The sequence below is a fragment of the Sphingomonas sp. genome (genome assembly GCF_036388215.1).
Classification (GTDB): Bacteria; Pseudomonadota; Alphaproteobacteria; order Sphingomonadales; family Sphingomonadaceae; genus Sphingomonas.
Genome location: NZ_DASVSH010000031.1, coordinates 290246 through 305207, shown reverse-complemented (window position 1 = coordinate 305207; position 14962 = coordinate 290246). Strand labels below are relative to the sequence as shown.

General features: G+C 65.3%; 11 protein-coding genes. 9 read left to right on the top strand and 2 right to left on the bottom strand.

The window, feature by feature from the left end; translation table 11 throughout:
- Positions 1–64: 64 nt before the first annotated feature.
- Positions 65–2089, bottom strand: a complete 2025-nt coding sequence (locus tag VF617_RS13835) for a TonB-dependent receptor plug domain-containing protein (protein ID WP_331015475.1) — start codon at positions 2087–2089, stop codon at positions 65–67.
- A gap of 85 nt (positions 2090–2174) precedes the next feature.
- Between VF617_RS13835 and VF617_RS13830 the strand changes: the two genes are divergently transcribed.
- The 4 genes from VF617_RS13830 (at position 2175) to VF617_RS13815 (ending at position 7327) form a co-directional block, all read left to right on the top strand.
- Positions 2175–2489: a PepSY domain-containing protein gene (locus VF617_RS13830; RefSeq protein ID WP_331015474.1), complete on the top strand. Its 315-nt coding sequence runs from the start codon at positions 2175–2177 to the stop codon at positions 2487–2489.
- 18 nt (positions 2490–2507) lie between these two features.
- A complete protein-coding gene (locus tag VF617_RS13825) occupies positions 2508–3173 on the top strand; it encodes a response regulator transcription factor (RefSeq protein WP_331015473.1) in 666 nt (221 codons plus the stop codon).
- Entirely contained in the window at positions 3170–4513 is a 1344-nt protein-coding gene (locus tag VF617_RS13820; protein ID WP_331015472.1) for a sensor histidine kinase, read from the top strand. Before VF617_RS13825 ends, VF617_RS13820 begins: the two co-directional genes overlap by 4 nt.
- A gap of 186 nt (positions 4514–4699) precedes the next feature.
- Positions 4700–7327: a TonB-dependent receptor gene (locus tag VF617_RS13815; protein WP_331015471.1), complete on the top strand. Its 2628-nt coding sequence runs from the start codon at positions 4700–4702 to the stop codon at positions 7325–7327.
- Positions 7328–7416: 89 nt separating this feature from the next.
- Here VF617_RS13815 and iolG read toward each other — a convergent pair whose 3' ends face one another.
- Positions 7417–8403 (bottom strand): inositol 2-dehydrogenase, encoded by a 987-nt coding sequence (iolG, locus tag VF617_RS13810; protein ID WP_331015470.1) that lies wholly within the window; start codon positions 8401–8403, stop codon positions 7417–7419.
- A 121-nt stretch (positions 8404–8524) separates the two neighbouring features.
- Here iolG and VF617_RS13805 point away from each other — a divergent pair, with 121 nt between their 5' ends.
- The 5 genes from VF617_RS13805 to iolB all read left to right on the top strand — a co-directional run bounded on the left by VF617_RS13805 (position 8525) and on the right by iolB (position 14960).
- Positions 8525–9394 (top strand): MurR/RpiR family transcriptional regulator, encoded by an 870-nt coding sequence (locus VF617_RS13805; RefSeq protein WP_331015469.1) that lies wholly within the window; start codon positions 8525–8527, stop codon positions 9392–9394.
- A 109-nt stretch (positions 9395–9503) separates the two neighbouring features.
- Entirely contained in the window at positions 9504–11447 is a 1944-nt protein-coding gene (locus VF617_RS13800; RefSeq protein WP_331015544.1) for a bifunctional 5-dehydro-2-deoxygluconokinase/5-dehydro-2-deoxyphosphogluconate aldolase, read from the top strand.
- Entirely contained in the window at positions 11447–13282 is a 1836-nt protein-coding gene (iolD, locus tag VF617_RS13795) for a 3D-(3,5/4)-trihydroxycyclohexane-1,2-dione acylhydrolase (decyclizing) (RefSeq protein WP_331015468.1), read from the top strand. The genes VF617_RS13800 and iolD overlap by 1 nt, the downstream gene beginning before the upstream one ends.
- Positions 13279–14172: a myo-inosose-2 dehydratase gene (iolE, locus tag VF617_RS13790; protein ID WP_331015467.1), complete on the top strand. Its 894-nt coding sequence runs from the start codon at positions 13279–13281 to the stop codon at positions 14170–14172. The genes iolD and iolE overlap by 4 nt, the downstream gene beginning before the upstream one ends.
- Positions 14172–14960, top strand: a complete 789-nt coding sequence (gene iolB / locus VF617_RS13785) for a 5-deoxy-glucuronate isomerase (RefSeq protein ID WP_331015466.1) — start codon at positions 14172–14174, stop codon at positions 14958–14960. The genes iolE and iolB overlap by 1 nt, the downstream gene beginning before the upstream one ends.
- Positions 14961–14962: the final 2 nt, after the last annotated feature.

Here is a 14962-nt window from a genome sequence, read left to right as displayed (position 1 = left end):
AGCCGACTATGCCTGTGCGCAATTGATTTTCCACTATGCAACATAATCGAAAACATATGTTCCACTACTTGCCGCCGAGATCCTTGCGAATCAGCACGCCGAACAAGGCTTGTGTCGAAAGCAGCCGGGTTTCGGAATAGCGCAGTAGCTGCGCGGAACGCGCGCCCGCATAGATAAAGCGGTCGCGGCGCACGTCACGACCGGTGATGTTCTCGGCGAAGGCGCGAAGCGTCCAGTGCGCGGCTGGATGGACCTCGGCGAAGGCCGATACGCGCGCGCCGATATGGCTGCGGCGGACTTCATTGAAGCGGTATTCGGTCTCGGTCTCGGCGAGGATCATGTCGGCGCCCCAGCGGAAGCCGATGGCAGGGCGATCCTGCGTGAAATGCACTTCGCCGTCGATCGGCTGCTCGCCCGAGATCGACCGGCGCAGCCTGGTGGTAGGATCGATCACCGAAGTCCAGCGATAGCCTGCATCGAGCTTGAGCAGCCCGCCGGCGATTCCGAGCCGATTGAGCGGCAGGCTGAGGCTCGCTTCGATCTTCGCTTTGGCTGCGGTGCCGATATTGCCCGGGGCATCGAAAGCGAAGCCCGGGCCGAACACGCCGATGCGATCGACGGTATGCGAGATCCATTCGCGCCGGGCGGTCAGCACCAGCGCGCCTTCGTTCCAGAAGCGTCGCTCCCAGGCGAGCGTGGCGGTCCAGACGCGCTGGGGTTCCAGATCGGCGTTGCCCGCGGTGGTCGTACCGGAGGTGAGCGAAGTCGAGCTGACGAAATCGCCGAAATCGAGCTGCGAAGCGTCGCGCTCGATCCGTGCGCGCCATTGGGTTCGCGCGCCAGCCGACCAGTTGAACGCCAGGCGCGGCTTGGCGAAGACGAAGGACTTGGCCAGGTTCGAATCCCCGGTCTGGACAAGCCGCGAGGTTTCCACGCGCAGGCCGGCTTCGACCGATAGCGTGTGCGATGGATGCCAAATGGCGCTCGCAAACCCTTCAGCGCGGCGCTCGGCGACACGAACGTTCGCCGCGGGGAGCGCGACCGCGACATTGTTCACCGCGAGCGCCGAGTGGCTGTCGAGATAATTGTATGCGGCCTCTGCCCCGCCCTCGAAGCTTAATGCCTCGGAGCGCTGCCAGCGGAGCAATGCGCGCACGATGCTCTCGCCACCGCGTGCATCGGCCGCGACCTCCTCGACATCGCTGCCGTCGTCGGAACGCTCGCTGGCGTCGTCCAAGCTGAAGCGCTGGAGCCCGGACAGCTCGAGCGACCATTGCCTGCCCAACCGGCGAGACCAGGCGAGGCCGATCTCGGCATTGTCCTTGGTCTCCAGCTCGAGAACCTCTTCGAGCCCCGGGGACGGCGCGAGGAACAGAAGATCGGTGTCGGCACGCTCGCTGTCGCGCTTTAGCGAGACGGTTAGCTGGAGGCGGCCGCCAGCCAGCGGTTGCTCATGCCCTGCCGAGAACTCGCCGCCACGGAACCCGTCACGCTCGTCATAGAGCGCGCGCTCGCGCAGCGATCCGTCGGGGTTGATGCGGGTGCGCGGGCCGCGGCCCTTTTCGTCATCGACGCTCTGATACAGATAGAAGGATCCCTCAGTCTGCGCATCCCCGCGCCGGCGCGAGATATTGGCGCGAACCGAGGGCGCGGTGCGGCCATCGCCATAATAAGAGAAGCTCGCCTCGGCCTGGGCGCGTACCGCCGTCTCGCGCCGCCGCACGACATTGGCGAGGAGGGGCGCGCCCTGCATGTCCACGCCATTCGCACCGCCGCGGATCAGCTCGATGCGCAGCACGGCGGCGGCGGGGATGCGTTTGAGGATCGCATCGAGCGTGTCGCCCTTGGCTGCCGAACGACGGCCGTCTATCAGCACGTTTCCGCCCGATCCGGCGAGGCCTCGCACTTCCGAATCGCCCGCGTCGAAAGCGAATCCGGGGATGCGCAGCACCATGTCATACGCCGTGGCGGGCTGCGCCTCGGCGAAGAAGCTTGCCGGAAAGACGAGCAAGTCCGACCTTGCGGTCTGCGCGGCGGCAGGCGTGGCGAGCAGCGCGGCGAACGCCAGCAAAGGGGTGGAGCGGATCATGCCGCCGCATTAAGCTGAACGAACTGACAGGAAACCGACGGGGGCCGTCAGCCTTTTGTCAGCGGCAACGGTGCAGGGGATGGCGATGAAAGCATTTCTTACCCTGTTCTCTGCCGCCGCGCTGATCGCTTCGCCTGCGCTCGCCCAGGACAAGAAGGCCAGGGACCGCGCCGATCAGAAGGCTGCGAGCGAAGCGATGGCGCGCGGGGAGATCCTGCCGATCGTGCGCGTGCTCGATATCGCAACCAGGCTCGTGCCGGGCGACGTGCTCAAGGTGAAGCTCGAGCGCGAGCCGTTCGGCTTCAAATATGAAGTGAAGATCCTTGCGAAGAACGGCCGGGTGCGGGAAGTCGAGCTGGACGCCCGCAGCGGCAAGCTGCTCCAGATCGAGGACGACTGACTTGGGTACAGGCCCCTGATGCGCGCGCTGGTGGTGGAGGACGATCCCGTCGTGGCGGGCGAGCTGGTCCGGGCACTCGGCGGCGCGGGCTTTGCCGTGGATCACGCATCCGACGGGCAACAGGCCTGGTTTCACGGCGATGTCGAGGACTATGACGTCGCGGTGGTCGATCTCGGCCTGCCGCGGCTCGACGGGCTCTCGGTGATCCGACGCTGGCGTGAGGCTGGGCGGCGCTTTCCGATCCTGATCCTCTCCGCACGCAGCGACTGGACCGACAAGGTGACAGGAATCGAGGCGGGCGCGGACGACTATCTGGCCAAGCCCTGGGAAATGGGCGAGCTGGTGGCGCGCGTGCGCGGGCTGGTGCGCCGCGCGGCGGGACGCGTTTCTTCGACGCTGCAGGCCGGCGATGTAACGATCGACACGCATCGGATGACCGCGACGCTCAACGGCGCGCCGGTGCGGCTGTCCCCGCTGGAATTCCGGCTTATCGACTATCTTGCGCATAATCCCGAGCGGGCGGTGTCCGCGGGCGAACTGGCCGAGCATCTATATGGCGCGGCAAATATGAGTGACGCCAATGCCATTGAGGCGCTTGTCGCGCGTCTGCGGCGCAAGCTGGGAGCAGAGACGATCCAGACGCGCCGCGGCTTCGGCTATCTGCTGGCGGCGTCCGCGACATGATCCGCAATTCGCTGCGCCTTCGGCTGCTCGTCGGCGCGGCGGTAGCGATAGCGGTGGCGCTGGCGATCGCCTGGGGGGCGATGGGATGGGTATTCGACCGCCATATCGAACGGCGCGTGCAGGCTGAGCTGACTACACAGGCAGTGCCGCTCCTCGCTGGGCTGAGTGCGGCGGGAGGCGTTCCCGCGCTCGACGAGGAGCCGGCGGACCCGCGTTTCGGCGTGCCGGCGAGTGGGCTCTATTGGCAGGTATACGCTACGAAAGGACAGTTGCGCTCGCGCTCGCTGTGGGATTCGCGGCTTCCAGCGGCGATGAACCCGCCGACCGATGATTGGGGCGCCCGCCAGGCGGCTGGCCCGTTTGGTCAGCAACTTCTGCTGGTCGAGCGCAAGGTTCGGCTCGAGCCGGGCCAGCCGCACGTGACGATCCAGCTGGCTTACGATCTCGCGCGGCTGGCGCCGGCGCAGCGCGAGTTCGGGCGGGAAATGGCGCTTTTTCTCGTGATCCTGTGGGTGGTGCTTGCGATCGCGGCCTGGGTGCAGGTGACACTGGGGCTGCGGCCCCTTGCCAGTGTCGAGGGCGAGGTGCGGCGGCTTCGGCGCGACGCCTCCGCGCGGCTTGCGGGTACGTATCCGCGTGAGCTGCGGCCGCTGACCGAGGCGATCGATGCGCTTGCCGGTGCGCGCGAGGCGGATGTCACACGTGCGCGCCGCCGCGCCGCCGATCTGGCGCACGGACTCAAGACGCCGCTTGCTGCGCTGGCCGCGCAGAGCGCGCGCGCGAGAGAGGCTGGCGCGGACGCGGCGGCCGACGGGCTCGACACGGCCATCGCGGCGGTTCGCGGCGCTGTGGACGGCGAACTGGCCCGCACGCGAATCGGCTTGGTTCAGAATGAGGGGCGGGCGACGCCCGCGCTTCCGCTCGCCGAACGGCTGGTGCAAGTGATCGAAGCTACCGAGGCAGGCGAACGCATCGCCTTTTCGGTGGAGGGATCGGCGGAGGCGATGCTGCCCTTTGCCGGGGACGATGCCGCCGAACTGCTGGGTCCGTTGCTGGAAAACGCCGCGCGGCATGCGCACAGGCGCGTCGTGGTGACGGTCCGCGCCGACGCGGGGGAAACCCTGGTATCCGTGAGTGACGACGGACCCGGCCTTGACGCCGCGCGCCATGGCGACGCGGTGTTGCGCGGCGCGCGACTCGATTTGGCAGGTGACGGCCACGGGCTCGGCCTGGCGATCGCGCGCGAGCTTGCCGAGGCCAGCGGCGGCATGCTGGAACTACGCCCCGGGCCGCTCGGCGGCCTCGAAGTCCGGTTGAGCTGGTCTCCGCAATCTTCCTAACGCTCACCTGTCCGCCAATTGTCATGAACCGGGGCTAGGCCCCGGCCGGATCGAAGGCGGGCGCCGTTCCAATGTGCAAGATAAATTCTATTCCTGTTGCAATATGGAATTTTTGTTCGTAATAGAGTCTCAGTTGGAAAGACTGGGGCAGGTGAATCTGCATCTGGCGAGCTTGGGGAGGATTGTATGAATAAGGTTGGTCGCAGGTTTGGCCGTACGCTGATCGGGGTAAGCGCCGCTGCGCTCGCAATAGCGATTGCCACGCCGGCCTTCGCACAGGATGCCGGCACTGGGCCGAACGTGCAGCAGGAAGATCAGACTGATGGGGCCATCGTCGTCACCGGCCAGCGCGCATCGGACCGCGCATCGCTGCTCAAGAAGCGCGATGCCGATACCACCAGCGAAGTCGTCTCGGCAAACGATGTCGGGAAGCTGCCCGACCAGAACGTCGCCGAAGCGGTCCGCCGCCTGAGTGGCGTCTCGGTCGCGACCGACAAGGGCGAAGGCCGCTACCTCATCATCCGTGGCATCGAGCCGAACCTCGCGAACGTCACGCTCAACGGCCAGACGGCTTCGGCGCCCGAGCCGGAGAACCGCAACGTCAAGCTCGACGATATTCCCTCCGCGCTGATCGGATCGGTCACCGTCATCAAGACATTGACCCCCGATCTCGACGCCAACGCAATCGCCGGCCAGGTCGACATCGACACCGTCTCGGCATTCGACAAGAAGGCGCTGTTCGCCAGCGCCCGCGGCATCCGCGCCTTGTACGAAGACACCGACCGGACCGGTCGTGAAGGCGATATCGCGCTCGGCGGCACTTTCGGCGCCAACCGCCAGTTTGGTCTGGTGGTCGCAGCAAACTATTCCAAGCGCCCCTCTTATTCGGAGGACGTGCTGTCGGGCGGCCGCCAAACCGTGGGCGGCGTCGACCTGCCGATCGAGCTCGATCAGCGCATCTACGATCCCGCGATCCGCACTCGCAAGGGCGCGGTAGCGAACTTCGATTTCCGCCCTTCGGACGACGTGAAGCTGTTCGCGCGCTTCATGTATTCGCAGTTCGGCGACAAGGAGACGCGCAACCGCTTTCGCTTCTTCTTCCCGACGACTGCGGCTGGCTATACCGGCCTGACCGCCGCCGGCGGCACGATCACCAACACCACGGCGCGCCGCCTGTTGCGCAGCCGCCAGGAGGTCACCGATACCAAGACCTATTCGGCCGGCGGCGAGTTCAACCTCGGCGGCGTGGGGATCGAGGCCGAATACACGCATGCCAAGTCTAACAAGAAGGATCCGATCCGCGACGAGGTCGAATATCGTTCCTTCACCGCGGCGGGAACGTACGGCGCGACCTTCACGACCGGGGACGGACTGCTCAGCAACTTCACTGCCAACGCAGTGGCGCTCAATCCGGCCAATTACCGGCTGAACAACTACAAACAGGTTTCGCGCCTGGCCGGCGAGACGCTCGACCAGTTCCGCGTCGATGTGAAGATTCCGTTCGACGGGCTTGGCGATGGCAGCTCCTTCAAGATCGGCGGCAAATATCTCAACCGCGACCGCTTCCAGGATCAAACCGGCCGCACGTTCAACACGACGGGCGCCGCGGCCACCCGGACGCTTGCATCCGATCTCGACCAGACGATCCCGACCACGTTCGACGGCACGCTGACCTTAGGGCCGACGATCAACATGGACTCGGTCCAGTCCTATGTCTTCGCAAACAACACCAATACCGGGCTGTTCACGGTCAACGCCGACCAGGTCTCGCAATCCAAGACCAACGATTACCAGGTCAAAGAAAAGGTGATCGCCGGCTATGTGATGGCGATCATCAAATCGGGCGGCCTGACGGTCATCCCCGGCGTCCGCGTCGAAAAGACCGACGGGAATACCTCGGCGGTGATCTACCGTCTGGGGGTGACCACGCTGGCGAGCAACTTCGACTCGTTCGGTCACTATGAATATACCGACTGGTTCCCGGGTATTAACGCCAAGTACGAGTTCAGTCGCAACCTGCAGGCGCGCGCCGCGATCACCACGGCGATCGGACGTCCGCCGTTCGTCAACCTCGCGCCGACGGTGTCGGTCGAAGGCGGACCAGCCGGCGCGACCGTTACGCTCGGCAATCCCAATTTGAAGCCGCAACGCGCCTTCAACCTGGACGCCGGCCTCGAATATTACTTCCCCGGCGAAGGCGGCATTTCGGTCTCGGCTTTCTACAAGCGCATCAAGAACCCGATCTTCGCCACCACCGCGCTCGGCCAGGCGGGCACGTTCGGCGGGATCGCGGTGACCAATTCGACGGTCAACTCGTTCGGCAACGGCACCGAAGCCGAAGTGCACGGCGTCGAGTTCGCGATCCAGAAGCCCTTCACCTTCCTGCCTTCGCCGCTCGACGGCTTCGGCGTGAACGCGAACCTGACACTGTCGGGCTCGGACCTGAAGGTGCCCGGGCGCACGATCAAGACGCCGCTGGTGGGGCAGGCCGGCACGATCGCCAGCGGGCAGCTTTACTACGAAAAGTACGGCATCTCGGCACGCGTCGCGGTCTCGTATCGTGCAGGCTATCTCGACACCGATGGCGGGCTCAACTCCGCCGACCCGACCGGTCTTTCGGATGGCTATTTCGGCAAGATCACCACGATCGATGCCCGCATCGGCTATCGCCCGGTAAAGTATGTCGAGTTGTTCGTCGAAGGCACCAACCTGACCGATGCGCAGGACTATTATTACTTCTCGACCGAATCGCGCTTCCGCGAAGCCGAGAAGTACGGCCGCTCGATGCGTGTCGGTCTGTCACTTACCTACTGATACCAAAAGGGCCGGGGTTTGCGCCCCGGCCCGAAACTTCCCTCCCGAATGCCTCCTTGGGGAGCCGGTCACCCGGCTCCCCATTTTTGTCAGAGGCGGACCAGCGTTCCGCTTGCGGCCGATTGCGCGGCGGCTTCGGCGAGCGCCAGGGCCGCGACGCCGTCGCGATAGCCGATCAACGGCTCGACCTTGCCTTCGACGATGTCAGCGAAGTGATCGGCCTCGCGGGCATAGGCGACGGCGTAGCGGTCGAGGAAGAAATTCTGCAGCCTGTCTCCGGTCGAGCCAGCCTCGCCCCAGGTCTCGACCGTGGTCTCAAGCTGGTTCTGGGCGCGGATCATGCCCTTCGATCCGAACGCCTCGATTCGCTGGTCATAGCCATAGCCGCTGCGGCGGCTGGAGGAGATGACGCAGAGCCTGCCGGAGGCGGTGCGGAGAATCGTCTTGGCGGTATCCGCATCGTCGGCCTCGCCGATTGCCGGGTCGATCAGCACTGAACTCGACGCAAAGACCTGCGTGACTTCTTCGCCCAGCAGCCAGCGCGCCATGTCGAAATCGTGGATCACCATGTCCTTGAAGATACCGCCTGATACCTTGACGTACTCGACCGGCGGCGGGGCGGGATCGTGGCTGATGATGTGCAGGGTCTCGAGGCTACCGACTTCGCCGGCCGCCAGCCGGGCCTGCAGGCTCGCGAAATTGGTGTCGAAGCGGCGGTTGAAGGCGAGGAACAGCTTCGCGCCCAATGCATCGAATTTCGCCGAGGCGGCGCTCGCTTTGGCCAGGTTCTGATCAAGCGGTTTCTCGCAGAATACCGCCTTGCCGGCTTCCGCCGCGCGCAGGCTGTATTCGAGGTGCGTGTCGGTCGAGCTGGCGACGATCACGCCCCTGATCGCGGGGTCGTCGAGCGCGTCGTCGAGCGTCGAAACCCGGGCGTCGTAGCTCGCCGCAAGCGATGCCGCGGCATCGGCAAAGGGATCGACGATGCGCGATAGGCGCAGGCGCGGATTGGCGGCGGCATTGGCGGCGTGGATCTTGCCGATCCTTCCGGCGCCGATCAGAGCGATGTCGTGCATTCTATCCTCTCTAGAAATGGAACGAATGTTCTCTAACCCATGCAATGGACAAGCGCGATAGTTGCGTTCCAAAAATCGAACAGATATTCCGCTTTTCATGACCGGGGAGGAATTTCAGATAATGTCCGACGCTTCGACTGCTCCCGCAACCGCCGAACAGCTCCGCGCCGAGATCGTGCGGCGCTACGAGACGCTAAGCAAGCGGCTGAAGCAGATCGCACGCTATATCCTCGACGAGCCTAACGATATCGCCTTGGAGACCCTGGCGGTGATCGCGGCCCGCTGCGGCGTGCAGCCCTCGGCGATCGTTCGCTTCGCTAAGAGCTTTGGCTTCGAGGGGGCGAGCCAGATGCAGCGGCTGTTCCGCGACGGGCTGCTCAACAACAATGCCGCATTGGGCTATTCGGAGCGCGTCCGCCAGCTCGGCGAGACCGCGAACAACAATGGCACCGATCCGGCGGGCCTGCTTGCCGAATTCGTCGAGGGCAACACGCTGGCACTGCAGAATCTGATGCAAACGGTGAGCGGCGCCGAGATGAAAGCAGCGGTCGATGTGATCGCGGCGGCGGAGACGGTCTATGTCGTAGGCTTCCGGCGCTCGTTCCCTGTCGCGTCCTACATCGCCTATTCGCTGCTCCAGGCGGGCAAGCGCACGATCTTCATTGACGGCGTCGCGGGCCTTGCGATGCAGCAGGTGCAAGCGATGCGCGACAAGGATCTGCTGATCGCGATCAGCTACCAGCCTTATTCGGAGGAGAGCGTCGCCATCGTCGAGGCGGTGCGCGCGCAGGGGCATGACGTGCTGGCGATCAGCGACAGCCTCGTCAGCCCGGTTGCCAAGCCGGCCCAGCATGTGCTGCAGGTCCGCGAATCAGAAGTGCGCAAGTTCCGCTCGCTCTCGGCATCGATGTGCCTGGCGCAGGCGCTGGTCATCAACTTTGCATTCGAAGCGAGCCGCAAGCCCGCGAAACGGCGAGCGAAGTCGGGTTAGCCCCACAAAAACATATGTTCCAACTGCAGAATATTCTGAAACAGATGTTGCAAATAGAACGTGGTTGGAATAGGCGTTACAGACCACGGAGAGGCGGTCTGAATTGAAAATGGCTGAGGGCATGGGGGCATCAGGTGGCGAGCGCCGCCTCGATCTGATCACGCTGGGGCGGTCGGCGATCGATCTCTACGGCGAGCAGATCGGCGGCCGCCTGGAGGACATGGCGAGCTTCGCCAAATATATCGGCGGCAGCCCGACCAACACCGCGATCGGCGCATCGCGGCTGGGGCTGAGCGCCGGGCTGCTGACACGCGTCGGCGGCGACCATTTCGGACGCTTCATTCGAGAGGAATTGCAGCGCGAGGGCGTCGAGACTGCGGGCGTGAAGACCGATCCGGACCGGCTGACCGCGCTCGCGATCCTCGGCATCCGCGATCCTGACACCTTTCCCTTGATCTTCTACCGCGAGAATTGCGCCGACATGGCGCTGGTCGCCGACGATGTGGACCCGGCGCTCGTGGCGCGGGCCGGCGCCTTGCTGGTCAACGGCACGCATCTGTCGCAACCGGGCGTGTTCGCCGCGAGCATGAAGGCCGCCACGCTGATGAAGGCGCAGGGCGGGCGCGTGGTCTTCGACATCGATTATCGTCCGGTGCTTTGGGGCCTCGCCCAAAAGGCTAATGGTGAGGACCGCTTCGTGGCGAGCGCGGCGGTGACCGCCGAGCTGCAGAAGGTGCTTCCTTTGTGCGACCTGATCGTCGGCACCGAGGAAGAGGTCCATATCCTGGGCGGAACCACCGATACGGTCGCGGCGCTGCGCGCGATCCGCGCGAACAGCGATGCGCTTTTGGTGTGCAAGCGCGGGCCCAAGGGCTGCGTGGCGTTTCCGGGCAATGTGCCCGATGATCTCGACGCGGGCATTGTCGGCCGCGGCTTCGCGATCGAAGTGTTCAACGTGCTGGGGGCAGGGGACGCCTTCATGGCCGGCTTCCTGCGCGGCTGGCTGCGCGGCATGCCGATCGACAAATGTTGCGAAATCGCCAATGCATGCGGCGCGATCGTCGTTTCGCGCCACGGCTGCGCACCGGCAATGGCATCGTGGGAGGAGCTTCAGGTGTTCCTGCGCGGCACCTGGCCGCATCGCTTGCGCGAAAGCGCCGAACTCGAACAATTGCACTGGTCGACCAGCCGGCACGGCGTGCATGACGAACTGACCGTGCTCGCGATCGACCATCGCAGCCAGTTCGACGATCTGATCGCCGATCTCGGCACCGGCGACGCCGAGCAGGTCGCGCACTTCAAGAATCTCGCATTGAAGGCAGTGCAGCGCCTCGCCAAGGGTGATCCGCGCTATGGAATGCTGCTCGATGGGCGTTTCGGCGCGCGCGCGCTCGAAGCGGCTGCGGATACGCCCTATTGGATCGGCCGCCCGATCGAGTTGCCCGGCTCGCGCCCGATCGAGTTCGAAGGATCGCCCGATGTCGCGGCGACGCTCCGCGAATGGCCGATCAACCATGTCGTCAAGTGCCTGGTCTTCTATCACCCGGACGACGATGCCGAGATGATCGCGCGGCAGGACCGGCAGATCCTCCGCTTGTTCGACGCATGCCGCGCGACGCGCCACGAATTCCTGCTCGAGATCATTGCATCGAAGCACGGTGCGGTGGACAGCGGCACGATCGCGCGGGTGATCGATCATGTCTACGCGCTGGGCGTCTATCCGGACTGGTGGAAGCTCGAGCCCGCGGAGGACAGCGCCACCTGGCGCGCGATCGAGGCGGCGATCCTCCGCCACGATCCCTTGTGCCGCGGCATCGTGTTATTGGGACTTTCGGCGCCGCAGGACGAGCTGCTCGCCGGCATAACCGCCGCCGCGCGCTTCGATCTGGTCAAGGGCTTCGCCGTCGGGCGCACGATCTTCCACGAGGTCGCGGGGCGCTGGCTTTCGGGCGAGATGGACGACAATGGAGCCGTGGACGCGCTGGCGGAGAATTTGCGCGTATTGGCGGATGCGTGGCGCGCGGCGCGCCATGTGAGGGAAGTGGCAGCCTGATGAGCAAGACGGTGCGCCTTACCATGGCGCAGGCGCTTACCCGGTATCTCGCGGCGCAGTCGGTGAAGATCGGCGGTGCGACGGTGCCGTATTTCGGGGGCGTCTGGGCAATCTTCGGGCACGGCAATGTGGCGGGCATGGGCGAGGCGCTGGCCGGCATGACCGGCGAGCTGCCGACCTACCGCGCCCATAACGAACAGGGCATGGCGCACGCCGCCATCGCCTTCGCCAAGCAATCGCGACGGCAGCGGGCAATGGCCTGTACCTCGTCCATCGGGCCGGGCGCGACCAACATGGTGACCGCGGCGGCGCTGGCGCATGTCAACCGGCTGCCGGTGCTGTTCCTGCCGGGCGACGTCTATGCGACGCGGCGGCCCGATCCGGTGCTCCAGCAGATCGAGGACTTCGCCGACGCGACGGTCTCGGCCAATGACTGTTTCAAGCCGGTGTCCCGCTATTTCGACCGGATCACGCGGCCGGAGCAGATCCTCGATGCGCTGCCGCGCGCGATGGCGGCGCTGACCGATCCCGCCGCTTGCGGGCCAGTGACGCTCTGCCTCTGCCAGGATGTGCAGGCGGAGGCGTTCGACTATCCGGACAGCTTCTTCGCAGCGAAAACCTGGAGCCAGCGCCGCGTGCGGCCCGACAAGGGCGAACTGGCCGCGCTGGCCGAGGCGATCAGGCACGCGAAGGCGCCGCTGATCGTGGCAGGCGGCGGCGTGATGTATTCGCGTGCCGAAGGCGCACTTGCCGCCCTGGCTGCGCGGACCGGCATTCCGGTCGCGGAAACGCAGGCGGGGAAGGGCGCGCTCGCCTGGGATCATCCCCAGGCCCTGGGTTCGATCGGGGTGACCGGGACGAGTGCGGCGAACGCGGCAGCGGAGGCGGCGGACCTGGTGATCGGCCTGGGTACGCGGCTTCAGGATTTCACGACCGGCTCGCGCACCTTGTTCGCGGGCAAGCGACTCTTCCAGGTAAATGTTGCGCAGCATGATGCGGGCAAACACGCGGCGGAGCCGGTGCTGGGCGATGCGCGCGCAGTGCTCGAAGAGCTGGGCGACGCGCTGGGCGACTGGGGCGTTTCGAGCGACTGGCGCGACGCAAATGCTGCGGCGGTCGGCGCGTGGAACGCGGTCTGGGATGCGGCGACGGCAGCAGGCAATGCGGTCCCCTCGGACGCGCAGGTGATCGGCGCGGTCTGGCGCCAGGCGGGCGAGGACGCGACGGTCGTTTGCGCGGCCGGCGGGCTGCCCGGCGAGCTGCACAAGCTGTGGCGCAGCCACCGGCCCGGCGGCTATCATGTCGAATACGGCTTTTCGTGCATGGGCTATGAAGTCGCGGGCGGGCTGGGGGTCAAGATGGCCGAGCCCGAGCGGGACGTTTACGTCATGGTCGGCGATGGCAGCTATCTGATGCTCAATTCGGAGCTTGCCACGTCGGCGATGCTCGGCCGGAAGATCACCGTGATCCTGCTCGACAACCGCGGCTATGGCTGCATCAACCGGCTCCAGCAGGGCACCGGCGGGCGGCCCTTCAACAACCTGCTTGCCGACAGCGCGCATGAAGCGCTGCCCGAGATCGACTTTGCCGCGCACGCCCGTAGCCTGGGAGCGGCAGCCGAGAAGGTCAGCGGCATCGGTGAACTCGAAGCGGCTCTGGTCCGCGCAAAGGCATCGCCCAAGAGTTACGTCGTCGTGATCGACACCGATCCCATGATCACCACCGAGGCCGGCGGCCATTGGTGGGACGTGGCGGTGCCCGAGATTTCACCCCGCGCCGAAGTTCAGGCCGCGCGCCGCGAATATGAAGATCGAATCTCCGGAGACAGAAAATGACGATCCGCTGGGGCGTGAGCCCGATCGCATGGTGCAACGACGATATGCGCGAGCTGGGCGGCGACACGACGCTCGACGAGCTGCTGGCCGACGTGAAGGAGATCGGCTTTGACGGCGTGGAGCTTGGCAACAAATTCCCGCGCGACCCCGAAACGCTGGCCCCGATCATGCGCGGCTATGGCCTCGATATCGTCGGCGGCTGGTATTCTTCGAACCTCTTGAAGCATGACGCCGACGCCGAGATCGCGGCGCTGGGCAATCACTTGGCTTTGCTCGATTACATGGACTCGTCGGTGTTCATCCTCGCCGAGACTTCCAACGCCGTGCATTGCGACCGCTATGGCAGCCGGCTCGACCAGCATCCGATCCTCGCACCCGGCGACTGGAGGCAGTTCGGCGAGCGCCTGAACACCGTTGCGCGCTACATCAACGATCGCGGGCTTCGCTTCGCGTACCACCATCACTTGGGCACGGTCGTCGAGACCAAAGACGAGCTGGAGCGCTTCTTCGACGCTACCCAGGATCATGTCGGGCTGGTGCTCGATACCGGCCACGCGCTGTTTGGTGACATTGAGCCGATCGACGTGATCAAGGCGCGGCCCGAGCGCGTGACGCACGTCCACTGCAAGGACATCCGCCAGGCGAAATATGACGAGTTCCGCGCCAACGGGACGAGCTTCCTCAACGGTGTGGTCGGCGGCATGTTCACCGCGCCTGGGGACGGGGATTACGACTATGCTCCGTTCATGCGAGCACTGGCCGATATGGACTATTCCGGCTGGATCGTGATCGAGGCGGAGCAGGATCCGGCGATCGCCAATCCCCGCGAATACAGCCAGCTTGGGCTCGATACGCTCAAGGCGCTCGCCAAGCAGGCCGAGCTCGCCTGATGTCGCTGCTCGTCCGCTCACATGCCGCCGATGCCGACGGAACCGTGCTGGAAGTCACTCCGGAGAGCGCGGGCTGGGAGTATGTCGGGTTTCGTGTGGTCCGGCTGGCTACGGGCAAGGGCTATTCGCATCGTGAAGCTGGCCGTGAGGCTTGCCTGGTGGTCCTTTCGGGCACGGTTACAGTCGAAGCCGGTGAGCGCTTCGAAGGGCTGGGTGGCCGCAAGTCGGTGTTCGAAGGCGCGGCGACTTCGGTCTATCTGCCCGCTGATACCGATTATACCATAACCGCGTCGAGCGACGCCGAAGTCGCGATCTGCACCGCCCCCGGGACCGGCAAGGGCCGCGTCCGCGTGATCCGCTCCGACAAGGTCGAGATCCGCGGAAAGGGCAGCAATACGCGGCACGTCCGCAACATCCTCTCGGACACGGACGAGGCCGAGAGCCTGCTCGTGGTCGAGGTGATCACGCCGGGCGGCAATTGGTCGAGCTACCCGCCGCACAAGCATGACCGCGACGCATACCCTGAGGAGACCTTCCTCGAGGAAACCTATTATCACCGCCTCTCGCCGCCGCAGGGCTTCGCGTTCCAGCGGGTCTATACCGACGAGCGCGACATCGACGAGACGATGGCGGTGGAGGATGGCGACGTGGTGATGGTGCCGCGCGGCTATCATCCGGTCGGCGCCCCGCATGGCTACGACCTATATTACCTCAACGTGATGGCCGGACCCCGCCGTAACTGGGTGTTCCGCAACGACCCCGCGCACGACTGGATCGTGCGTCAGTAAGG